A 22,410-nucleotide genomic window follows, 5' to 3' on the forward strand; every position below is an offset into this window, starting at 1 on the left:
TTTTATCCTCACTAGGAGTTGGCTATGACTGCCAAATATTGAGGCCGTTGCGATCTACTTTTTCAAGTAGTGACGACACCTCGATCCCGTCTGGGAGTTGTAAACTTGGTGCAATTTCCGCAAGAGGGTAGAGTACGAACTCGCGCTCTCTCATTCCATAATGTGGAACTGTCAGTCTTTCGGAATCAATCACCTCATTGCCGTATAACACGATGTCGAGATCCAAGGTTCTTGGTCCCCAACGCTCGTCTTTACGGACACGCCCTTGCTCTTGCTCTATTGCTTGGGTGCAATCGAGCAGTTCAAGTGGCGTCAAATTGGTTTTAATTGCCACAACCGCATTGATGTAATCCGGCTGGTTTTGCGGACCCATTGGTGTGCTGCTGTATAGCGAAGAAGCTTGAATAAACTCTGTTTTAGGCAGGGTCTTCAGTGCTTCAATCGCTAATTTAGCTTGGCTGACGGGATCAGCCAAGTTACTGCCTACCGCAATGTACGCTGTGATCATGAGTTTGGTTTACTCTTTTTCTTGCGATAGGTTTTACGACGTCGTTGGCCTGTTTTTGGTGCTTGGCCATCTAGGTCTGCAGCCATGGCTTGGCGCATTTCTCGGCCAGCATTTTGGAAAGTTTCCCACCACTTAGCAAGCTTCTGAGTGTCGCCGCCTTCAATTTCACCGCGCATTTCAAGAAAATCAAAGCCAGCTCTAAATTTATTGAGCTCCATCAGGCGGAAAGCACGTTTACCATTGCGACGTGGAAGACGTAATTGCAGCTGCCAAATCTCGCGTATGGTCGCGGTATGACGGCGCGGAATGGCGATTGAACGTACTTGGTCATCAAGAATGATGTTGCTTGCTTCCATGATGGCATCGTAATGGCACAGATTACGCTGTTCCATGAGTTTGTCTGCCATTGCACACAGTGGGTACCACAGCATTGCAGCAAACATAAAGGCAGGGTTAATACGCTTACCTTCTTCGATGCGCATATCGGTTGAATCTAACACTAAATCAAGCATTTGCTCAGTGTGAGATTCATAATCTTCAGTGAAGTGCTCTGAAATTGCAGGGAACAACTGTTGGAATAAGTTGTATTCACGCAATAAATGGTAGGTTTCTAGCCCATACCCAGACTGAAGCAGTTTCAGTGATTCCTCGAACAGACGTGCCGATGGAATATCACGTAGTAGTGGTGCCATCTCTTCGATTGGTGCCGCGGTATCTTCTTCGATATCGAAGTCCAATTTCACCGCAAAGCGAACTGCACGCAGCATACGTACTGGGTCTTCGCGGTAACGGGTTTCTGGGTCACCAATCAGGCGAATAAGGCGATCTTCTAGATCTTCAATACCACGCGCATAATCGTGAATTGAGTAGTCTGCGATGTTGTAGTACATCGAGTTAATCGTGAAGTCGCGACGTTCGGCATCTTCATCTACGGTGCCGTATACGTTGTCGCGAAGTAGCATCCCTTCTTTCGATTGCTGGGAGATACTTTTGTTCTGTTGCTCTTGGTGGTGACCACGGAACGTTGCAACTTCGATGATGTCTCGACCAAACATAATGTGTGCGAGACGGAAGCGACGACCGATCAAACGGCAGTTTCTAAATAACTGTTTGATCTGCTCTGGTGTCGCGTTCGTTGCAATATCAAAGTCTTTTGGTTTTTGTCCAAGCAGTAAGTCTCGAACCCCGCCACCTACAAGATAAGCATCGAAACCGGCACCGTTCAGTCGGTATAGCACTTTCAGTGCATTGTCACTGATATGCTTACGCGAGATGTTGTGCTCTTCACGAGTAATTACATTAAGAGCGAGTTCTGGGATCATGGCAGATTCGCTTGGTGTATAGTCGTTTGTATTCATGTGCATCTGGCAATAACTGGGTTTAATCCAATCTTGCTTTGGTTAGTTTCTACGCCTCGAGGGCCAATTTTGCGGCTAATGATAGCCTACGCAGTGCCATTTGAGAATCACGGTGTGATCTCGATCTCTGCTGGAAGCTGTTCTAAGTGCCAATTTTCGCAACCCCAACGCAGTATTTCTTCAAGGTTTGCGCCTTTTACATCGTCAGGTATATCAAAGCCTAAAAATGTCATGGCATGCAGCAGAGCTGGCTTCGGATTGTCGACATCAATAGCCGTCGCATGGTTTTGTTTTGACAGCTTATTACCGTTTGAATCCATCGCTAACGGTAAGTGTAAATAGCTTACTTCTGGTTGCCCAAGTATTTGGTATAAGCTGATTTGACGACCTGTGGGCTCAATTAAATCCGCACCACGAACGACTTCGGTAACCCCTTGGTCGATGTCATCTAATACTACCGCAAGATTATAGGCAAATAATCCATCTCGACGCTTAATAATGAAATCTTCATTTACTAGAGCTTCTGGAATCGTCATGGTGCCTTGTTTCTTATCGAGAAAATCAGCGATAGGTTTGGTCATTTTTAGGCGAATCGCGCCTTCTTTCAAGCCTTTATCTCGACATGTTCCCGGATAATAGCCGCCGTGTTCTTTAATTTGCTTGCGAGTACATTGGCAATAATAAGCGTCGCCATTCTTTAACCAAGCATCGATTTGTGTTTGGTATAAGTGATGACGTTCGCTTTGGTATACGACGTTGCCGTCCCAGTGCAAATGGTAAGCGCGTAGTGCACTTAGAATCTCGTCAGAAGCTCCCGGCATTTCTCTGGGTGGATCAAGGTCTTCGATACGTACCAACCAATCTCCGTGATTGGCTTTCGCTTGAAAGTAGCTGCCGAGCGCAGCTACTAACGATCCAAAATGTAATGGCCCAGAAGGGGATGGTGCGAATCGACCTACATAGCGTGTCATGCGTGTATCTCGAAATTATTCTAATAAAGCTAAGCCAAAACAAAAAGGGAGCCTGAGCTCCCTTTCAATAATCATCATGCTTGGTTGATTAACCTTGCATTTGTTTCTCTTTGATCTCTGCAAGTGTTTTACAGTCGATACAAAGGTCTGCGGTTGGACGCGCTTCAAGGCGACGAACACCAATTTCAACACCACATGATTCACAGAAGCCGAAATCTTCTTCAGTGATTTTATCTAGTGTTTTTTCGATCTTCTTGATCAGGCGACGCTCACGGTCACGGTTACGCAGTTCTAAGCTGAACTCTTCCTCTTGAGAAGCACGGTCAACTGGATCTGGGAAGTTTGCTGCTTCGTCCTGCATATGGTGTACAGTGCGATCGACTTCTTCCCTGAGCTGATTACGCCAAGCTGTTAAGATTTTCGTAAAGTGTTCAACCTGTTCTGGTGACATGTACTCTTCACCAGGCTTTTCCTGATATGGCTCCACACCGGCAATGGCTAGGATGCCTATCGTTTTCTTCTTTGATTCTGGCATACAGCATCTCCTACTTACACCTAGTCAACTGCTTTGCAGTCAATTTAAGGCGGGTATCTATAGCAAAAAGAGGCGGTGCAGGCAATTACTGAATTGCAAACTTATCGTCATTGTGAAGATGACATCATTTTTTCTCTTAATTGATAAATTCAATAGCAGAGATTAGCTTGACTTCAGTATTGCTCAGTTCAGCTTTGTAGCAGAGAACTTCCACTCCAGCGTCTTGTGCTTGTTTTAGTAAAGTTGAATATTTCGCGTCTATATGGTGCGCCGCAGATACTTTTTCAATACCTGAATGTAAAACAGTGAATAAAAGTATGGCTCTACTTCCAGTTTGTGCCATTTCTGTGAGCTCTCGCAGGTGCTTTTGTCCTCGAGTAGTCACGGCATCAGGGAAATAGCCTTGGCCGGATGCGCTTTCTTCATCCAACAGCGTGACGCTTTTCACTTCTATATAACACTTTGATTTGTCACTTGCGCTGAGCAAGATATCAATTCGACTATTTTCATTGCCATATTTCACTTCAGTTTGAAGTTTGTCATACCCACACAGTTCTGAAATGACATTATTTTCAATTGCTTCTACGGCAAGTTGGTTAGCTCGAGCGGTGTTAATACAGATTTTATGGCCCTGTTGTGTTTCACTGAGCTCCCAACTATTGGGATATTTGCGCTTAGGGTTATCAGAAGTGGAGTACCAAACTTTGTTGCCTGGTGTGGCGCAGCCTGTCATTGCACCAGTATTGGCACAGTGGATAGTGCGAACTTCGCCGTTATCCAATTCGATATCGGCAAGAAAGCGTTTGTAGCGTTTGAGCAGAGTCGCTGACTCTAGAGTAGGTTCGAAATGCATTTTGCTTCTTTAGGGGGGACTGTTTTTATGTACAATGTTGCCAACATTACAACACAAGGTATTTCCTTTGTCACAATTGCCGATTGAAGCCGTGATGCCGCAATTACTTGCTGCGGTTAATCATCAACATCAAGTGATCTTAAAAGCTGCGCCGGGTGCCGGTAAGTCGACATTCTTTCCTCTAAAGCTTCTTCAAAGCCAAACCGTCACGGGCAAAATCATCATGCTAGAACCAAGACGTTTAGCGGCTCGTAATATTGCGCGTTATCTAGCACAGCAGTTGGGGGAACAAGTTGGAGATCGAGTTGGTTATCGTGTACGTGGTGAGACGAAGGTAAGTAAAAATACGCAACTTGAAATTGTAACGGAAGGGATCATGACTCGGATGATCCAAAATGACCCAGAGTTAGATGGCATCGACCTGCTGATCTTTGATGAGTTTCATGAGCGAAGTATTCATGCTGATACGGCATTGGCCTTTAGTTTAGAGGTTCAAGAAGCGTTGAGAGACGACCTCAAGCTGGTAGTGATGTCAGCTACGCTTGACCAAGATGCCTTACAAAGCTTGTTGCCAGAGGCTGAATATATTGAGTCTGAAGGGCGAAGTTTTGAGGTGGAAACACGTTATTTACCTCTGGGTACAAATGATCATTTGCCCACATCAATGGCAAGGACGATTGAAAGTCTAATTCAGAAAGAAACAGGGTCGTTGCTCGCTTTTCTGCCCGGCGTTGGGGCAATTAAGCAGGTCGCGGAACGTCTGTCACATCTTCCTAATTCTGTGGAAGTTTGCCCTTTATATGGTCAATTGAGCTTTGCCGAGCAACAAAAAGCCATTGCTCCCGCTTCTGGAGGTAAACGCAAAGTCGTGCTCGCGACTAACATTGCTGAAACTTCTTTGACCATTGAAGGCATTCGATTGGTCGTCGATTCTGGATTAGAACGTGTGGCGCGTTTTGATTTGAAGAATGGACTTACGCGCTTGGAGCAAGTGCGAGTGGCACAATCGTCTGCGATTCAACGTGCTGGTCGTGCAGGGCGTATTGAAGAGGGCATTTGCGTCCGATTGTATTCGGAAAGCCAATTCAAGCAGCAACCGCAAGTTCCCCAACCAGAAATCCTGCACTCAGATTTAGCAAGCTTGGTCATGGAACTATCATTCTGGGGAGCAGGGGATATCGCAGAACTTAAATGGTTGAATATTCCTTCTTCAGCATCGCTTGCTCAGGCTAAACAGCTGTTGATTTCTTTAGGGTTACTTACCGAGCAAGGCCAACTCACTTCTGCAGGTAAAACGGCCCACGCTCTTGGTGTAGAGCCGCGCTCAGCAGCAATGCTGATTCAAGCACAGCAGTGCAGTGAAAAAATGCTAAATACCGCTTTGGCTGCGGTCGCCCTAATTGAAGAGCCCGAGCGCAATGTGACTAACATCGCGCATAGCCTACATCGCTGGGTAAGTGGTACACATGCAAAGAAAGCTATATTGCACAAGCGATCTCAAGCGCTGGCGCACAAACTGGATACAGTATTCAGCCTACCTGATGTTGATGAGCGAGTGCTAGCGTTAGTATTGAGCTTAGCTTTCCCCGATCGCATTGCGCAGCAGCGTGTTAACCAATATGGTCGTTTTACTTTGTCGAACGGGCATGGTGCTGAGTGTCGACCAGAAGAGACACTCGGTGGTTGTGATTACTTAGTTGCGATTGATTTGATGCGCTCGCATTCTAACTCAAGCCAAATTAACCTAGCTTGTGACTTAGATATCAACGCATTACAAGAAACGTTCGAGCACCTTTTCACGACGGCTGAGCTGGTTGATTGGGATGAGAAAAAAGGCCGTTTGATTGCCGAACGCCAAATCAAACTTGGTCAACTGGTGATTAAGCGTGAAGCCTTGCCGAGTCCGGGTAAAGAAAAAATGACACAAGCTTTACTCACTTATGTCCGCCGTCAGGGCTTACAGAGTCTAAACTGGACGTCGGCAGCGGAAAATTTGTTAGAACGTATTCGCTGCGCAGTGGAATGGTTACCTGAGCAAGCTTGGCCAAGTTTTGATGAGACCAGTTTGCTTAATGGCCTAGAAGAGTGGCTAGAGCCGTACATGAGCACGGTTTCATCGGCGAAAAATTTGGCGAAAGTGAACCTAGTGGAAGCGTTGAACGCTCGATTAGGTTGGCCGTTGAATCAACAGATTGATGAGTGGTTGCCAGAAGATTATCGCTTACCAACAGGTTCGAAAAAGCGCATTCGTTACCAATTTGGTCATGAGCCTGTGCTGTCAGTGCGTATGCAAGAAGTGTTTGGAGAGAGCACTTCTCCAACGGTGGCACAAGGTCGCAAGCGATTGGTGTTAGAGTTACTTTCTCCAGCACAACGGCCTCTTCAGGTGACAACGGATTTAGCTGCCTTTTGGGCAGGAAGCTACAAAGAAGTGCAAAAAGAGATGAAAGGCCGATATCCAAAACACGTTTGGCCTGATGATCCTGCCACTCATGTAGCGACAACAAAAACAAAAAGACAATTGAATAATGACTGATACAAAAAAGCCCGGTGCAAAAAGAGCACCAGCGAAGAAAACAACGTCAAGTAAAACGACTGCCACTAAGAAAAGCGGTGCGAAGCGACCGAGAAAACCGCCATCGAAGAAGCCAAGTAATGGCAAGCGGTCTTGGCTTAAAATCATTTGGTCATTCAGTTGGAAGGCGGGTATTGCGTTGGCCGCAGTATTGCTTTTCGTCGGGATTTATTTAGATAGTGTGGTGAAAGATCGTTTCGATGGGCAGTTATTTGATTTGCCAACGGTCGTGTACGCTCGCATTCTCAATTTGAATCCGGGTGAAAACATAACCATCAAAGAAATGCGTAACGAGCTAGATGTTTTGAATTACCGTAAGGTTAGTCAACCGCGTTATCCTGGCGAATACTCTTCCTCTTCCACTCGTATTGAGCTCATCCGTCGTCCTTTTGAATTTGCTGATGGCCCTGAGCCTGATCGTCACGTGATGTTGCATTTCTCAAGCAGCGGCTTAACGCGCATTCAATCTCTCGAATCAAAAGGAGATTTAGGTTACTTGCGTATTGAACCTAAGATGTTGGGTATGCTGGAGAAAGATCAAAACGAACAACGATTGTTCCTACGTCGTGATCAATTCCCTGAAATTCTTGTCGATGCACTTCTTGCGACCGAAGATCGTGATTTCTACCAGCATGATGGAGTCTCTCCTTTGGCGATTGGTCGTGCACTTGTTGCCAACATCAAGGCAGGCCGTACCGTACAAGGTGGCAGTACGCTGACCCAGCAGTTAGCAAAAAACTTATTCTTAACTCGTGATAAAACGTTATGGCGTAAAGTTCGTGAAGCGTATATCGCACTGATTTTGGATTATCGATACAGCAAAGATCGAATTCTTGAGGCTTACCTCAACGAAGTTTATCTCGGTCAAAGTGGCGGGGATGCGATTCATGGCTTTGCTTTGGCATCACGATACTACTTTGGACAACCAATCCAGGAGCTTCGTATCGACCAACTTGCGATGCTGGTGGGTATGGTTAAAGGGCCATCTTACTACAATCCAATTCGTTACCCTGAGCGCACGAAAACACGTCGTGATCTAGTTTTACGCCTCTTGATGCAACAAGACATGCTGACTTCTGAACAGTATGAACAAGCAGTCAATCGTCCGTTAGATACGCAAAGTAAACCTCGTATAGCAAGCCGTCAGCCCGCTTATTTCCAGCAACTGAATATTGAGCTGAAAGAAAAAGTGGGTGATAACTTCAAAGCTGAAACGGGGTTACGTTTGTTTACGTCTCTCGATCCTGTTTCGCAAAGTAAGCTAGAACAAGCGATTGCGAAAAAGGTACCTGAGTTGGCTAAGCGAGCAGGTAAAGAACTTGAAGCTGCAGCAGTTGCGGTTGACCGTCATAGTGGCGAGATTCGTGCCATGGTTGGTGGTAAGCGTGTCGGCTACGAGGGCTTTAACCGAGCATTGAATGCGAGTCGTCCAATTGGTTCGTTAGTGAAGCCTGCAATTTACTTGACGGCATTAGAGCAACCAGAGAAATACAACCTCGCTACCACGCTTCACGATACGCCGTTAAGTTTGAAAGGCAGTAAGGGTAGCGTTTGGTCACCACGTAATTTCGACCGTAAATTCCGTGGTGATGTGCCTCTATACCTAGCGCTAGCGAAATCTCTTAATGTGCCAACCGTTCGTTTGGGGATGGAACTCGGTATTCCTGAGGTTTCTGATACGCTAGAACGTCTCGGCGTTGATAAAAATGAGATCCGCCCAGTGCCTTCTATGTTCTTAGGTTCTTTCTCTCTGACGCCATTTGAAGTCGCACAGATGTACCAGACGGTAACAAACTCGGGTAAACGCGCGAAACTGTCAGCATTGCGTTCGGTTATCGATATGGATGGTAATGTGATTTATCAATCACTGCCTCGTTCAGCTCAGGCTGTTGATCAGCAAGCGGCATGGCTAACTACATACGCAATGAAGCAAGGTGTTGCACAAGGAACTGGCCGTTTCTTACAAAGCCAATTCTCATGGGCGGCGTTAGCAGGTAAAACGGGCACCAGTAATGATAGCCGTGATAGTTGGTTTGTCGGTGTTGATGGCCGGGAAGTGACAACCGTTTGGCTGGGGCGCGATGATAATAAATCTACCAAGTTGACGGGTTCAAGCGGTGCTCTGCGTGTTTACGCCGAATATTTGCAGCAACGTATCCCTGAGCGACTGGAATTGCCATGGCCAAAAGAAGTGACGACATTGGGTTTCCAAAAAGCGGCGAATGGTGCGTTGGAACTGAACTGTCGTAGCGAATATAAGTTGCCAGTGTGGGATAAAACAGGCCAAATAAAACAGCAGTGCGAGAAAAAATCGAACTGGTTGAATAATTTATTTGATTGGTAAGGCTACCAAAAACGCTATCACTGACTTGTTTCATTGGTCGATTCTTAGTAAAAGTAGTTGATCAATATTCAGTAAAGGAAGATGTGAATGTTCAAAAAGATGTCCAATAGCCCGTTAGTGCATGGTTTTGCGCTTTGGGTCTGCTCCTTTTTGATTGCCACACCTTCCTTTGCTAAACATCTCGAAGAGGACGGCTCTCGTCCTAAAATTGCGGTGGTTCTCGCTGGTGGTGGTGCGAAAGGCGCTGCGCATATTGGTGTGCTTAAAGCTCTTGAAGAGATGAACATTCCCGTTGATATCATTACCGGTACAAGCATGGGCGCTTATGTCGGAGGTTTGTACGCGACGGGTATGAGTGCTGATGAAATTGAGAGTTTTATCTACAGCGTGGATTGGAACAGCGGTTACCGAGATCGCGTTGATCGCAGCCAACGTCGCGTTCGCGACAAAGAATACGAAGACCGCTACCAAATAACGACAGATCTTGGTCTGAGGTTTGGTGAGGTGCGTTCCCCAACTGGTGTTGTGCAAGGGCAGAACATGTTGCGCATTCTGCGCGAAACGACGGGCAATCTAGGACGCTTTGACTCTTTTGACCAACTTGCTATCCCTTATCGTTCTGTCGCGACTGACATCGTCGAGCTTGATGAAGTCGTGCTCGATAACGGTTACTTAGTTGATGCGATGATGGCGAGCATGTCGGTACCGGGCGCGCTTCCTCCATACGAGCTCAACGGTCATATGCTGGTGGATGGTGGCGTTGTCAATAACATGCCTGTCGACGTAGCGCGCGCGATGGGAGCGGATATAGTCATTGCGGTCGACATCAGTACAGATTATAAAAACAAAGAAGACTTCACCGGCTTGTTTGCGGTTGCGGATCAGTTGTCGAATTATTTGGTGCGTCGTAGCACTCAAGAGCAAGCGGAAACTCTGAAAGATGATGATGTTTACATTCGTCCAGATGTTGGGCAAATGGAAACCGTAGAATTTGAAAAGATGCCGAGTGCATTTCAAGCTGGCTACGACATCACTAAAAAACTTAAACCCAAGCTTGAATCCTTGAGTGTCTCTAACGCGGAATACCAGAAATATATCGAGCACAAACAAGACGTTCGTAAAGGATTAGAATATGGTGATGAGCGGGTTGTTGATCAAATTGTTATTGTCAATAACACCCACTACAGTGATGTCTTACTGACCAACCGACTCGAGCTTGATACTGGTCGTCCTCTCAAAACGGCTGAAATCGAAAAAGCAGTCGAAAATCTTTATGCCTTAGATCGCTTTGAACTGATTACTTACCATTTCGAAGAGATTGAAGGTGTTAACCTACTTGTCTTTGAAGTGAATGAGAAGTCTTGGGGACCAAACTACCTGAACTTCCGCTTTTTCTTAGAAGATGACTTTAATACTGACAGCCAATATGGCATTGGTATCTCGTCGAACTTTACTAATCTAAATTCACATGGTGCCGAGCTAACGCTGAATGTTGACATGGGTACGGATAAGTTGATTGAAGCCGAGCTTTATTCACCGGTATTGTCGAGTCAGGAGTTGTTTGTTTCGGGTAAATTGAATTACAACAACGAAAACCGAAACTGGCCTTTTAGTGATTTAGAAAACCCAGATATAGGTTCGGTTTACGATTTTCTTCCCGTCTCGTATACCGAGTTCATAACGGAACTTGCTGCGGGTGTACAACCGACGTTATGGCAAGAGTTCCGTGTTGGTGGGCGTTATACCAAAGGGCAAATAGAGGCCTCAACGCTCGCATCTGCCGGGACTTTTGATTACGAGCGTTTGGGGGTGTTTGCTAACTACCGTCTAGATACCTTAGACGACTTTGCTTTTCCCACGCATGGTATGTTGATTGATTTGGATTACCTGGTGTCTCATGACAAGAGCCCTGAGGATTTTCGTCAAACCAATACTAATGGTGATATCGAAGATACTGTGTATGAGATCACGGCACGTTTCAAAGGCGCAGTGACGCACAGTCGTCATACTTTAGTCGGACAGGCGGAATACAGCTTTGTAGAAAGCAAAAACTCCTCGATCCCGTTAGACCCACGTGAACTTGGTGGTTTCTTGAATCTATCTGGTATTCCACGTAATAGCCTGATTGGGCAGAACTTATTCTATACCAGCTTGGTGTATCGTTATAAATGGATGGATAACGACTTCGGGCTGTTTGAAGCGCCAGTGTACCTAGGCGCATCACTTGAACACGGTGGTGTTTGGTCAGATAACGATCTGAAGCTTAATGAAGCGCCACTGTATAATGCCGCATCGATTTTCTTTGGTGTTGATTCACCAGTAGGACCAATCATGTTGGCATACGGTCGTACAGAGCAAGATTTAGATGCTGTGTACCTGATCGTTGGAACATCATTTAAATAACCGGGAAAAGGACAGCAATATCTCCGCATATTTAGCCAAAATAAACAGGACTTTAGTCGTAAGTTGCTATGTTGGTCAAAATGATGAGATTTTAATTTAAGGTTAAATTTGCTATCCTTTCGCCCACAGTTTGGCCTCTGCGGCGCTGTTTCTCAATCAAGAATTGAATGAAAACAAGGGCAATGGAGAGCCAAGTTTCCAAGGATGTTCACTCCTTTACTTTTAAAAACAGTAATAAGAAGGAGGAACCGCAATGAGAGGAAAAAGTCGTGCTTGAAGCCTACCGTAAACACGTCGAAGAGCGTGCTGCCGAAGGAGTTGTTCCTAAACCGCTAGACGCAGAACAAGTTGCTGGACTTGTTGAACTTCTGAAAAATCCCCCGCAAGGTGAAGAAGCCTTTATTCTTGACCTGCTAGAGAACCGTATCCCACCGGGCGTAGACGAAGCGGCTTATGTTAAAGCTGGCTTTTTGACTGCGGTTGCTAAAGGCGAAGTATCGTCTCCACTTGTTAGCCGTGAAAAGGCAGCAGAATTACTAGGTACGATGCAAGGTGGTTATAACATCGCTCCGCTCGTCGAGTTTTTAGATGATGATGTTCTTGCGGCTATCGCAGCAAAAGCACTGTCTCATACCCTGTTAATGTTTGATGCTTTCTATGATGTTGAAGAAAAAGCGAAAGCGGGCAACACGTTCGCTCAACAAGTCCTTCAATCTTGGGCGGAAGCCGAGTGGTTTACAACGAAAGAGAAAGTAGCGGAAAAAATCACGGTTAAAGTCTTTAAGGTAACCGGTGAAACTAACACCGATGACCTGTCTCCAGCTCCAGATGCTTGGTCTCGTCCAGATATTCCAGTACACGCGAAAGCGATGCTTAAGATGGAACGTGATGGCATCAACCCGGATCAACCTGGCAGCGTTGGTCCAATCAACCAAATTGAAGAACTGCAAAAAGACGGTATTCCACTAGCATACGTAGGTGATGTTGTTGGTACGGGTTCTTCGCGTAAATCAGCGACCAACTCAGTATTATGGTTTATGGGCGAAGATATCCCATTTGTACCAAACAAGCGTACTGGTGGTATCTGTCTAGGCGGTAAGATTGCGCCTATCTTCTACAATACGATGGAAGATTCAGGAGCGTTACCAATTGAACTAAACGTACAAGACATGAATATGGGCGATGTGATCGACATTTACCCGTACGAAGGTGTGGTTCGTAAAGAAGGTTCTGAGATCTCAAGCTTTGAACTGAGTAAAGTGCTGCTTGATGAGGTACGTGCTGGTGGTCGTATTCCATTGATCATCGGTCGTGGTCTAACGAGCCGTGCTCGAGTAGCTCTTGGTCTTGAAGAGACAGATTTGTTTGCTAAACCCGTTGATCCAACTGCTTCTGACAAAGGTTATACATTAGCTCAGAAGATGGTCGGTAAAGCATGTGGCGTAGAAGGTGTGCGTGCTGGTCAATATTGTGAGCCTAAGATGACAACGGTAGGTTCTCAGGATACGACAGGCCCTATGACGCGTGATGAGCTAAAAGATCTTGCGTGTCTTGGTTTCTCAGCGGATCTCGTGATGCAGTCATTCTGTCATACGTCAGCATATCCGAAACCAGTCGACGTGAACACGCACCACACACTACCTGATTTCATTATGAACCGTGGCGGTGTATCGCTTCGTCCAGGCGATGGTGTTATCCACTCATGGCTGAACCGTATGCTTCTGCCAGATACTGTTGGTACTGGTGGTGATTCGCATACTCGTTTCCCTCTGGGTATTTCATTCCCAGCAGGTTCTGGTCTAGTGGCATTTGCAGCAGCAACAGGCGTTATGCCTCTTGATATGCCTGAATCAATCTTGGTTCGTTTTAAAGGTGAGATGCAGCCAGGTATCACGCTACGTGATCTTGTACACGCCATTCCTCTATACGGTATCAAGCAAGGCCTGTTAACAGTAGAGAAAGCGGGTAAGATCAACGAATTCTCAGGCCGTGTCCTAGAAATTGAAGGTGTTGAACACCTGTCTGTGGAACAAGCATTTGAACTTTCAGATGCATCGGCAGAGCGCTCAGCAGCGGGTTGTACTGTGAAGCTTTCTCAAGAGTCGATTGATGAATACCTAAACTCGAACATCACTATGCTTAAATGGATGATTTCGGAAGGTTACGGTGACCGTCGTACAATCGAACGTCGTATTACTGCGATGGAAGAGTGGTTAGCAAACCCAGAGTTGATGGAAGCAGATTCAGACGCTGAATACGCACATGTGATTGAAATCGATCTAGCGGAAATCAACGAACCAATTCTTTGTGCACCTAACGATCCAGATGATGCGCGTCTTCTGTCTGACGTTCAGGGTACTCAGATTGATGAAGTATTTATCGGTTCTTGTATGACGAACATTGGTCACTTCCGTGCAGCAGGTAAATTGCTCGACAAGTTTAACGGCCAGCTTGATACTCGTTTATGGGTAGCACCACCAACCAAGATGGACCGTGACCAACTAACTGAAGAAGGTTACTACGGTATTTATGGCCGTGCCGGCGTTCGTATTGAAACGCCAGGGTGCTCGCTATGTATGGGTAACCAGGCTCGTGTTGCGGATAAAGCAACGGTAATGTCGACGTCTACTCGTAACTTCCCGAATCGTCTAGGTACTGGTGCGAACGTTTATCTATCCTCGGCTGAACTTGCTGCGGTTGGTGCGATTCTAGGTAAGATTCCAACTAAGGAAGAATACCTGTCTTACATGGACCAGATTGATGCGACAGCAGCAGACACATACCGCTACTTGAATTTCCACAAGATGGAACAGTACACCAAGAAAGCAGATGATGTGATCTTCCAAGAGCCTGCATAATCTTAGCAAGTTTTGTTAATACTTGAATAAGCGCTCACCGATTGGTGGGCGCTTTTTTTGTGGAACGCTGCGCTTCGAAAAGAGAGAATGCTTCGCTCTAGGAATCGGGAAGTAAGCGCTGGAATATTAAAGATAAACGTGTGAGCTCAAAACACGTTGATAGTCTTTGTCCCTCAAAAGATAAAATGAAACCGTCTCTCGTCTCTCGTCTCTCGTCTCTCGTCTCTCGTCTCTCGTCTCTCGTCTCTCGTCTCTCGCTTCTCCCATCCAATATCTCCCTGTATACTCCGCACCAAATTGATACGAAAAGGCGATCACGATGGAATTTGAATTCATCCGCAACACATTGATGGGCGAATACTATGTCAAATGCAGCATGGGGCATGAGATTGTGGGTCGTTGGTTGCAAGAAGAAATAGGCAAAGACCCAGCAAAAATTGCTCAGGTAGAAGCTTTAATTAATCAGGCATTTTCTTCGCCATCTCAAGAGCATAGATTAACCGGTGCAGAGATCAGTTTGATGATCCACGGTGATGAGGTTCTAGTGCAAGAAAACGCGCTGGGCCATGAGTATGAAGTGGAAATGGAAAGCGAGTTTGATTTCTACGATGCAGAGAGTACAGCCAGCTGTGGTATAGAAGATTTTTGTGCCTTGATAGAGCAATGGAAAGACTTTTTGAACATTTAATGCACAGTTTTGGGTAGTCTAATTAGGATTGCCTTATATTTGTGAAAAGGGTGCACCGATATGGTGCGCCCTTTTTGTTTATAAGTTTGTTAATTTCACTAATTCTATAAAAATCAATGGGATAAAAAGTTGGCACGCCGCTTGGATTAATATGAATGTTTCAGGATGAAAGCTGCGGAGAAGATTCAATGAAAATCATTAATGCCATTATAAAACCTTTTAAGTTAGACGATGTACGCGAAGCATTGGCTGATGTCGGTATTGAAGGGATGACAGTATCAGAGGTTAAAGGTTTTGGTCGTCAGAAAGGCCACACGGAGCTATACCGTGGCGCCGAGTATCAAGTCGACTTTCTACCAAAAGTAAAACTAGAAATCGCTACCCATGCAGACAATGTGGAGCGCGTGGTAGAAGCCATCACTAAAGCGGCGCAAACCGGCAAGATTGGTGACGGTAAGATTTTTGTCTACGACTTAAACCAAGCGGTGCGTATACGTACTGGCGAAATGGACGCAGAAGCACTTTAAGAATTCAAGGGATTGGAGAACTATCATGGAATTAACAACAACGGTAACTGAATTACGTTACGCACTCGACACCTTTTTCTTCCTTATTTCCGGTGCGTTGGTCATGTGGATGGCAGCAGGTTTTGCCATGCTAGAAGCGGGCTTAGTTCGCTCTAAAAACACAACAGAAATTCTAACTAAAAACATCTGTCTTTACGCGATCGCTTGTACCATGTTCCTATTGGTTGGCTACAACATTATGTATGTCGATAACGGTGAAGGCGGTTGGTTACCATCATTTGGTGCACTAATTGGCACACAAGGTGAAGGTGCTGACCACTCTCTAGAGTCGGACTTCTTCTTCCAAGTCGTATTTGTAGCAACAGCAATGTCAGTGGTTTCTGGCGCGGTTGCAGAGCGTATGAAGCTTTGGTCTTTCCTAATTTTCTCAGCGGTACTGACTGCATTTATTTACCCAATGGAAGGTTACTGGACTTGGGGTGGTGGCTTCCTATCAGAAGCAGGCTTTAGTGACTTTGCGGGCTCAGGTATCGTACACATGGCGGGTGCTTCAGCAGCATTAGCTGGCGTACTATTACTGGGTGCACGTAAAGGTAAATACGGTAAAAATGGCGAAATCTACCCAATCCCAGGTTCAAACATGCCTCTTGCTACATTGGGTACGTTTATCCTTTGGTTCGGTTGGTTCGGTTTCAACGGCGGTTCTCAACTTATGGTTTCGGATTTTGAGAACGCGACTGCAGTTGGTCAAATTTTCCTAAACACCAACGCTGCAGCTGCAGCAGGTGCAATTGCCGCACTATTTGTATGTAAAACAACTTGGGGTAAAGCAGACCTAACGATGATTTTGAACGGTGCGTTAGCTGGTCTTGTTGCTATCACGGCTGACCCTCTATCACCATCACCGCTTTATGCTGTGGCGATTGGTGCGGTATCAGGCGCGCTAGTAGTATTCAGCATCATCGGTTTGGATAAGATTAAGATTGATGATCCAGTAGGTGCTATCTCAGTTCACGGTGTGTGTGGTTTCTTCGGCCTAATGGTTGTGCCACTGAGCAACGGTGATGCAACGTTTGGTGCACAGCTTCTAGGTGCGGCAGTTATCTTTGCTTGGGTATTTGGTGCAAGCCTAGTGGTATGGGCAATCCTGAAAGCGACAGTCGGTATCCGCGTATCGGAAGACGAAGAGTTAGAAGGTATGGATATGCACGACTGTGGTGTTGGTGCTTACCCAGAATTCGTGACTGTGAAATAACACTCACAATGTAATAAATAGTTACAAACTTAACATTAAAAAACCTGCTCCAATGAGCAGGTTTTTTTATTGATTAATTGTTTTCTTATTGAACATGCATATAATAACGCAACTGATAAACGTTATCATTAGCATGGTAAAGGATTAAACAATGAAAAAACTGCTAACTCTTTCAGCGATTACTTGCGCTACTCTGGCTCCAACGGCAATGGCTGCTGAAGAAGTGAACGTGTACTCTTACCGTCAACCTTTCCTAGTTGAACCTATGTTCAACGAGTTCACTAAAGAAACTGGCATTAAAGTAAACGTGAAGTTTGCGAAAAAAGGTCTAGCAGAGAAGTTGGCTCAAGAAGGCGAATACAGCCCAGCTGACGTAATCCTTACCACAGATATCAGCCGTCTAGCTGAACTGACAAACAAAGGTCTGGTTCAAAAGGTAGACAGCAAAATCATCGAAGAAAACGTACCAGCACAGTACCAAGACAAAGAAAACGAGTGGTTTGCTCTGACTCTACGTACTCGTAACGTTTACTCTTCACGTGACCGTGTTGGCAAACTAGGTGACGACTTCAACTACGCTGACCTAGCAAAGCCTGAGTTCAAAGGCAAAATCTGTACTCGTAGCGGTAAGCACCCTTACAACGTATCTCTAGTGTCTTCTATGATCGCTCACCACGGTGAAGCTGAGACTAAAGAGTGGCTAGAAGGCGTAAAAGCGAACCTAGCTCGTAAGCCTCAAGGTAACGACCGTGCTCAAGTTAAAGCAATCAAAGAAGGTCTATGTGACGTTTCTCTAGGTAACAGCTACTACCTAGGTAAGATGGTTAACGACAAAGAGCAAAAAGCTTGGGCAGACGCGGTATACATCAACTTCCCTAACCAAGAGACAACAGGTACGCACGTGAACATCTCTGGTATGGCGATGGCGAAGTTCTCTCCAAACAAAGACAACGCTGTGAAGCTTATGGAGTTCCTAACGGGTGACAAAGCGCAGCAAATGTACGCAGAAGTAAACTACGAGTACCCAGTGAAGGAAGGTGTTAAGCGTTCTGAGCTTGTGGAATCTTGGGGTGACTACAAAGCAGATACGATTTCTCTAGATGATATTGCTTCTCACCATGAAGCAGCAATCAAGCTACTAGATGAAGTGAAATTTGACCTTTAATTCCATGTGGGGGTATAACTGTACCCCCATTTAATTAAAGGATATGAGATGTATTTGCAGCTGCATTTGTATTTCATACAGCCTTGCAGTATTTAGGCAATGAAGAATAAACATTCTCTATGGAAAACCAGTAGTGGGGCTATCACCTTGTTACTGGTTTTGCCGATCTTAGCGATCTTCTATACCGCCATTGGCGAAACGGATGACCTGTTCACACACTTGATGTCGACGGTCATGCCTACCTACATCTATAACACCGTAGTTTTGACTGCTGGTGTGATGCTCCTTTCTTTGATTCTCGGTATTCCAAGTGCTTGGTTTATGGCGATGTGTAATCTACCAACCGAGAAATGGTTACAGTGGGCCTTAGTTCTACCACTTGCGATGCCGGGTTATATCATTGGTTACATTTTTACGGACTGGTTCGATTTTGCTGGGCCAATTCAAATCTTCTTACGTGATATAACGGGATGGGGCCCAGGTGAGTATTGGTTCCCTGATATTCGGACCTTAGGTGGTGCGACCTTCGTTCTTTCTCTTGTTCTTTACCCATACGTTTACTTGCTTTGTCGTGCTGCATTTATGGAGCAGAACGTTTCCCTACTGCAGAGTGCTCGCTTGTTAAAATGTTCCCCTTGGGAAAGTTTTTGGCGTATCTCTTTACCGCTTGTAAGACCCTCTATCGCTGTTGGTTTGTCTCTGGTCGCGATGGAAACCATCGGTGACTTCGGAACCGTCAGCTATTTTGCTGTGAACACGCTTACTACGGCGGTTTACGATACTTGGCTTGGGTATTCGAACCTCAATGCAGCCGCGAAAATCTCAGCAATGATGTTGATGATTGTAGTGTTGTTATTGAGTGCAGAGCGCTACAGCCGCCGTAAGCAGAAGCTGTTCCAAAGCCAGTTTAATAGCCATGAAGATTTCCGTTATGAGCTACGAGGTTGGCGAAAGTGGGGCGCATTAATTTGGTGTTGGGGCTTGGTGGCAATCGCGTTTATCTTCCCATTGCTACAGTTAATTGATTACGCCATCACTTACTTTGCACAAAGTTGGACGCCGGAGTTTCGTGAATACGCATGGAACAGTTTGGTGGTGTCAGTCGTGGCTGCAATCATTGGTGTTGCGATTGCGTTGACTGTGAACTTCAGTCAACGCGTAAATGGCGGCCGCTCTAGCTTGGCGTTTATGCGTTTGTCTTCGTTGGGCTATGCCGTCCCTGGTACGGTACTGGCTATCGGTGTGATGGTTGCTGTGTTGTTTATGGATCACCGTGTTAACGATATTGCGAAAGCGATGGAATGGGGTAGACCTGGGCTTATTTTCTCTGGTTCTATGTTTGCGCTGATTTTCGCGATGGTGGTACGTTTCTCGGCTGTTGCAATTGGCAGTGTGGAAAGTAACTTAAATAAGATCTCTCCATCGTTGGATATGGCTTCCCGTACCATGGGCTGTACGCCAAATACCATGCTTTGGCGAGTGCATTTCCCGTTGGTTAAACGTGGTGCCCTAATTGCTGGTTTGTTGGTGTTTATTGAGTCAATGAAAGAGCTCAATGCTGCATTACTATTACGACCATTTAACTTTGAAACCTTAGCGACGTATGTATACAACTTCGCTTCGGATGAGCATTTAGAGCTTGCCGCACTTCCGGCTGTATTACTGGTTCTCGTTGGGTTGATCCCGCTTGTTGTTGTTAACCGTTCACTGGAGCAAAGTCACTGATGAGCTGCGCATTATCGATTAAAAACCTAACTTGTCAGTATGACGACCAGACTGTCCTTGAATCACTTTCTCTCGAAGTTGAGCAAGGTGAGATTGTCTGCCTACTTGGCGCGAGTGGCTGCGGTAAGACAACGCTTTTGAAAGCGATTGCTGGCCTGCTTCCTTTGAGTTCAGGTCAAATGAGTTTGAACTGTCTTACGATTGATGACGGTAAAAACTGGCTACCACCAGAGCAGCGTAATATCGGTATGATCTTCCAAGATTACGCTTTGTTCCCGCACCTGACAGTCGCTGAGAACATTGCTTTTGGTTTGAAGAACGAATCGGCGCAGCAAAAGCTGATGAAAGTCGAAGAGATGCTCAGCTTGATTCACCTTAAAGGTTACGGTGACCGTTATCCTCACCAACTTTCTGGCGGCCAACAGCAACGTGTGGCGATTGCTCGTTCATTGGCTTACAAACCAGACCTTCTGTTGTTGGATGAACCGTTTTCCAATATTGATACCCAAGTTCGTCATGAACTGATCCGTGAGATCCGTAAAATCTTCAAAGAACAGGGGGTTACCGCGATTTTTGTCACCCATAGCCGTGAAGAAGCTTTTGCTTTTGCCGATAAGATGGCAGTGATGAACCATGGTGTGATTGAGCAGTACGGCACGGCATCTGAACTTTACTACCAGCCTTCGAGCAAATTTGTTGCGGACTTCTTAGGTGGTGGTAGCTACCTTGTTGCGAAGAGAATTTCCGACAATGAATATCAAACCCACCTAGGTGTGGTGGAAGCCAATGCTCAGCAGGAAATCCAAGTAGATGATGAGTGTGCATTACTGCTTCGTCCTCAACATGTTCAAATTACTGCGGATGAAGAGAGTGCAATCAAAGTACTTGAACAGCACTTTATGGGGGATCACTGTCGCTACGTGATAGATGTCAATGGTGACCGACTGTTGGCTACTTCAGCTCAGGCGTTGAATGTCGGGGATAGTGTGATAGTAAAAGTTGAAACCCAAGGTGTATTAGCTTTCGCGTAATGTTTACATCTATAAAATAAAAAGGCCCGGCGCTGATGCCGGGCAAGTGTTCTTCACCTATAGGATTGTGCTCAAAGCGAGCACAAGGTTCAGTTATAAAGACAAGAAGTCCTTAAACTGTTGAAGAACACGTTCTGCAGTGTCCTTATCTTGCATTTCTGCAAAAATTCGTAGTAGTGGCTCAGTACCTGAGAAGCGAGCAATAATCCAACCGCCGTTCTTGAAGTACACTTTCGCACCGTCTTCGTAGCTGACTTTCTCGATCTCAAATTCAAACTCAGGCAACTGCTTCTCAACATAAATCTTGTTGAATAGCACTTCTTTTTGCGCAGGTTTGAACTTGCAATCGCCTTCTGCCATGTAGGCATATCCGTATTTGCCGTAGATTTCATCCAGTAACTCAGACAGTTTCTTACCAGTGACTGAAATCATTTCTACTAATAGGCTTGATGCAAATACACCATCTTTGCCTTTAATATGGCCACGAATAGTTAAGCCGCCAGAGCTTTCACCGCCAATTAGTGAGTCGTCAGCTTCCATTTGAGAGCTGATGTGCTTAAAGCCTACAGGTACTTCAAAGCACTTCTCACCGTGGTCTTCCGCAACTTTGTCTAACAAGTGTGTTGTTGCGATATTACGCACTACTGAACCGGTCCAACCTTTGTATTCGAGCAAGTAGTAGTAAAGCAGTAGTAGCACTTCATTCGGGTGAATAAAGTTGCCTTTCTCGTCGATAATACCAAGACGGTCCGCATCACCATCGGTACCAATACCGATGTCATAGCCTTCTTGCTCGACAAGGTGCATCAAGCGGTAAAGGGTTGCTGCACTTGGTGATGGCATTAAGCCGCCAAAGTCAGGGTTCTTACCGTCGTTGATTACGTCTACTTCACAGCGGCCATTAATCAATACGGTTTGCAGCGCATTTTTAGCAACACCAAACATCGGGTCGACCAAAACGCGAAGGTTCGCTTTTTTGATGGCTTCAATGTCGATAAAGTCGATGATCGAATCGACGAACTCGTTCATCGGGTTAATAATATCAATCAGTTTGTCTTGTACTGCCTGATCAAAATCGACGCTTTTCACATCTTGTGCTGTAAGCGTTGCGATTTGAGACTCAATTTTTTCTGTGATGATTTCATCGGCATCACGCCCACCTTCGATGAAGACTTTGATGCCGTTATAATCCGCAGGGTTGTGTGAGGCTGTAATACACGCAGAGTATGCACAGCCCATCTCTTTTGCTTTAAACATCACGATAGGCGTCGGCACGAACTTATCGATAAAGCTAACTACGATGCCATTTGCCGCCAAAACTTCAGCAAACCAGCGACCAGCTTTATCAGAAAGAAAACGGCGGTCATAACCGATAATAAAGCCGCGATCAGCAACGGACTCAGCGTTGGTAATGTTTGCGACTGCTTGAGCAACCAAACGTACATTATCTTTAGTGAACTCCTCACCGATAAATGCACGCCAGCCGCCTGTACCAAATTTGATCATGATTCGATCCTCGATAAGAGCGGCGTCCCACCGCTTCTTAAATCTTTGCTAGCGAACCGATGCACTTATCGAATTCAAGTGCATCGGATAAATCAAAAGGGGAGAAGC

At 45.6% G+C, this 22,410-nt stretch carries 16 protein-coding genes; 10 read left to right on the plus strand and 6 right to left on the minus strand.

Annotated elements, in window-relative coordinates:
• Positions 1–22: 22 nt before the first annotated feature.
• From folK to sfsA, 5 genes are all read right to left on the minus strand, one after another.
• Positions 23–508 carry a 2-amino-4-hydroxy-6-hydroxymethyldihydropteridine diphosphokinase gene (gene folK, locus ITG12_RS14160; RefSeq protein WP_038870514.1) on the minus strand — a complete coding sequence of 162 codons (486 nt, stop codon included), beginning with the start codon at positions 506–508 and terminating at the stop codon, positions 23–25.
• Complete coding sequence (gene pcnB / locus ITG12_RS14165) at positions 505–1,872, minus strand: polynucleotide adenylyltransferase PcnB (RefSeq protein ID WP_038870516.1); 1,368 nt, start codon at positions 1,870–1,872, stop codon at positions 505–507. Before pcnB ends, folK begins: the two co-directional genes overlap by 4 nt.
• A gap of 101 nt (positions 1,873–1,973) precedes the next feature.
• Positions 1,974–2,837 carry a tRNA glutamyl-Q(34) synthetase GluQRS gene (gene gluQRS, locus ITG12_RS14170; protein WP_038878922.1) on the minus strand — a complete coding sequence of 288 codons (864 nt, stop codon included), beginning with the start codon at positions 2,835–2,837 and terminating at the stop codon, positions 1,974–1,976.
• A gap of 88 nt (positions 2,838–2,925) precedes the next feature.
• Positions 2,926–3,372, minus strand: a complete 447-nt coding sequence (gene dksA, locus ITG12_RS14175) for an RNA polymerase-binding protein DksA (RefSeq protein ID WP_010450149.1) — start codon at positions 3,370–3,372, stop codon at positions 2,926–2,928.
• 136 nt (positions 3,373–3,508) lie between these two features.
• A complete protein-coding gene (sfsA, locus tag ITG12_RS14180; RefSeq protein WP_038870521.1) occupies positions 3,509–4,225 on the minus strand; it encodes a DNA/RNA nuclease SfsA in 717 nt (238 codons plus the stop codon).
• A 67-nt stretch (positions 4,226–4,292) separates the two neighbouring features.
• On the opposite strand from sfsA, the gene hrpB reads away from it, so the two are divergent.
• From hrpB to ITG12_RS14230, 10 genes are all read left to right on the plus strand, one after another.
• A complete protein-coding gene (gene hrpB, locus ITG12_RS14185) occupies positions 4,293–6,761 on the plus strand; it encodes an ATP-dependent helicase HrpB (protein WP_248873156.1) in 2,469 nt (822 codons plus the stop codon).
• Complete coding sequence (gene mrcB, locus ITG12_RS14190; protein WP_038878924.1) at positions 6,754–9,144, plus strand: penicillin-binding protein 1B; 2,391 nt, start codon at positions 6,754–6,756, stop codon at positions 9,142–9,144. The genes hrpB and mrcB overlap by 8 nt, the downstream gene beginning before the upstream one ends.
• Positions 9,145–9,231: 87 nt before the next feature.
• The gene (locus tag ITG12_RS14195) at positions 9,232–11,547 is read left to right on the plus strand and encodes a patatin-like phospholipase family protein (RefSeq protein WP_104027196.1); all 2,316 of its coding nucleotides are present in this window, start codon (positions 9,232–9,234) and stop codon (positions 11,545–11,547) included.
• Positions 11,548–11,816: 269 nt separating this feature from the next.
• On the plus strand, positions 11,817–14,405 hold the full coding sequence (gene acnB, locus ITG12_RS14200; protein ID WP_038870528.1) for a bifunctional aconitate hydratase 2/2-methylisocitrate dehydratase: 2,589 nt from the start codon (positions 11,817–11,819) through the stop codon (positions 14,403–14,405).
• A 319-nt stretch (positions 14,406–14,724) separates the two neighbouring features.
• Entirely contained in the window at positions 14,725–15,093 is a 369-nt protein-coding gene (locus tag ITG12_RS14205) for a YacL family protein (RefSeq protein ID WP_038865812.1), read from the plus strand.
• A 188-nt stretch (positions 15,094–15,281) separates the two neighbouring features.
• Positions 15,282–15,620, plus strand: a complete 339-nt coding sequence (locus ITG12_RS14210) for a P-II family nitrogen regulator (protein ID WP_005439398.1) — start codon at positions 15,282–15,284, stop codon at positions 15,618–15,620.
• Positions 15,621–15,645: 25 nt separating this feature from the next.
• Positions 15,646–16,875, plus strand: coding sequence for an ammonium transporter (locus ITG12_RS14215; RefSeq protein ID WP_038865815.1), 1,230 nt, complete (start codon positions 15,646–15,648; stop codon positions 16,873–16,875).
• 151 nt (positions 16,876–17,026) lie between these two features.
• Positions 17,027–18,040 (plus strand): Fe(3+) ABC transporter substrate-binding protein, encoded by a 1,014-nt coding sequence (locus ITG12_RS14220; RefSeq protein ID WP_038878931.1) that lies wholly within the window; start codon positions 17,027–17,029, stop codon positions 18,038–18,040.
• Positions 18,041–18,139: 99 nt separating this feature from the next.
• Positions 18,140–19,765: an iron ABC transporter permease gene (locus ITG12_RS14225; protein WP_248873157.1), complete on the plus strand. Its 1,626-nt coding sequence runs from the start codon at positions 18,140–18,142 to the stop codon at positions 19,763–19,765.
• Positions 19,765–20,796, plus strand: coding sequence for an ABC transporter ATP-binding protein (locus tag ITG12_RS14230; RefSeq protein ID WP_038878935.1), 1,032 nt, complete (start codon positions 19,765–19,767; stop codon positions 20,794–20,796). The genes ITG12_RS14225 and ITG12_RS14230 overlap by 1 nt, the downstream gene beginning before the upstream one ends.
• Before the next feature lie 93 nt (positions 20,797–20,889).
• Here the strand turns inward: ITG12_RS14230 and ITG12_RS14235 are convergent, their stop codons facing one another.
• Positions 20,890–22,302, minus strand: coding sequence for a phosphoglucomutase/phosphomannomutase family protein (locus tag ITG12_RS14235; RefSeq protein ID WP_038878937.1), 1,413 nt, complete (start codon positions 22,300–22,302; stop codon positions 20,890–20,892).
• Between the last annotated feature and the right edge of the window lie 108 nt (positions 22,303–22,410).

The sequence above is a fragment of the Vibrio sp. ED002 genome (genome assembly GCF_023277445.1).
GTDB lineage: Bacteria > Pseudomonadota > Gammaproteobacteria > Enterobacterales > Vibrionaceae > Vibrio > Vibrio jasicida.

Excerpts from the sequence above, each read along its gene's own strand:
- folK (WP_038870514.1), bottom strand. The coding sequence starts at position 508 with ATGATCACAGCGTACATTGCGGTAGGCAGTAACTTGGCTGATCCCGTC.
- pcnB (WP_038870516.1), bottom strand. The coding sequence starts at position 1,872 with ATGCACATGAATACAAACGACTATACACCAAGCGAATCTGCCATGATC.
- gluQRS (WP_038878922.1), bottom strand. The coding sequence starts at position 2,837 with ATGACACGCTATGTAGGTCGATTCGCACCATCCCCTTCTGGGCCATTA.
- dksA (WP_010450149.1), bottom strand. The coding sequence starts at position 3,372 with ATGCCAGAATCAAAGAAGAAAACGATAGGCATCCTAGCCATTGCCGGT.
- sfsA (WP_038870521.1), bottom strand. The coding sequence starts at position 4,225 with ATGCATTTCGAACCTACTCTAGAGTCAGCGACTCTGCTCAAACGCTAC.
- mrcB (WP_038878924.1), top strand. The coding sequence starts at position 6,754 with ATGACTGATACAAAAAAGCCCGGTGCAAAAAGAGCACCAGCGAAGAAA.
- ITG12_RS14195 (WP_104027196.1), top strand. The coding sequence starts at position 9,232 with ATGTTCAAAAAGATGTCCAATAGCCCGTTAGTGCATGGTTTTGCGCTT.
- ITG12_RS14205 (WP_038865812.1), top strand. The coding sequence starts at position 14,725 with ATGGAATTTGAATTCATCCGCAACACATTGATGGGCGAATACTATGTC.
- ITG12_RS14210 (WP_005439398.1), top strand. The coding sequence starts at position 15,282 with ATGAAAATCATTAATGCCATTATAAAACCTTTTAAGTTAGACGATGTA.
- ITG12_RS14215 (WP_038865815.1), top strand. The coding sequence starts at position 15,646 with ATGGAATTAACAACAACGGTAACTGAATTACGTTACGCACTCGACACC.
- ITG12_RS14220 (WP_038878931.1), top strand. The coding sequence starts at position 17,027 with ATGAAAAAACTGCTAACTCTTTCAGCGATTACTTGCGCTACTCTGGCT.
- ITG12_RS14225 (WP_248873157.1), top strand. The coding sequence starts at position 18,140 with ATGAAGAATAAACATTCTCTATGGAAAACCAGTAGTGGGGCTATCACC.
- ITG12_RS14230 (WP_038878935.1), top strand. The coding sequence starts at position 19,765 with ATGAGCTGCGCATTATCGATTAAAAACCTAACTTGTCAGTATGACGAC.
- ITG12_RS14235 (WP_038878937.1), bottom strand. The coding sequence starts at position 22,302 with ATGATCAAATTTGGTACAGGCGGCTGGCGTGCATTTATCGGTGAGGAG.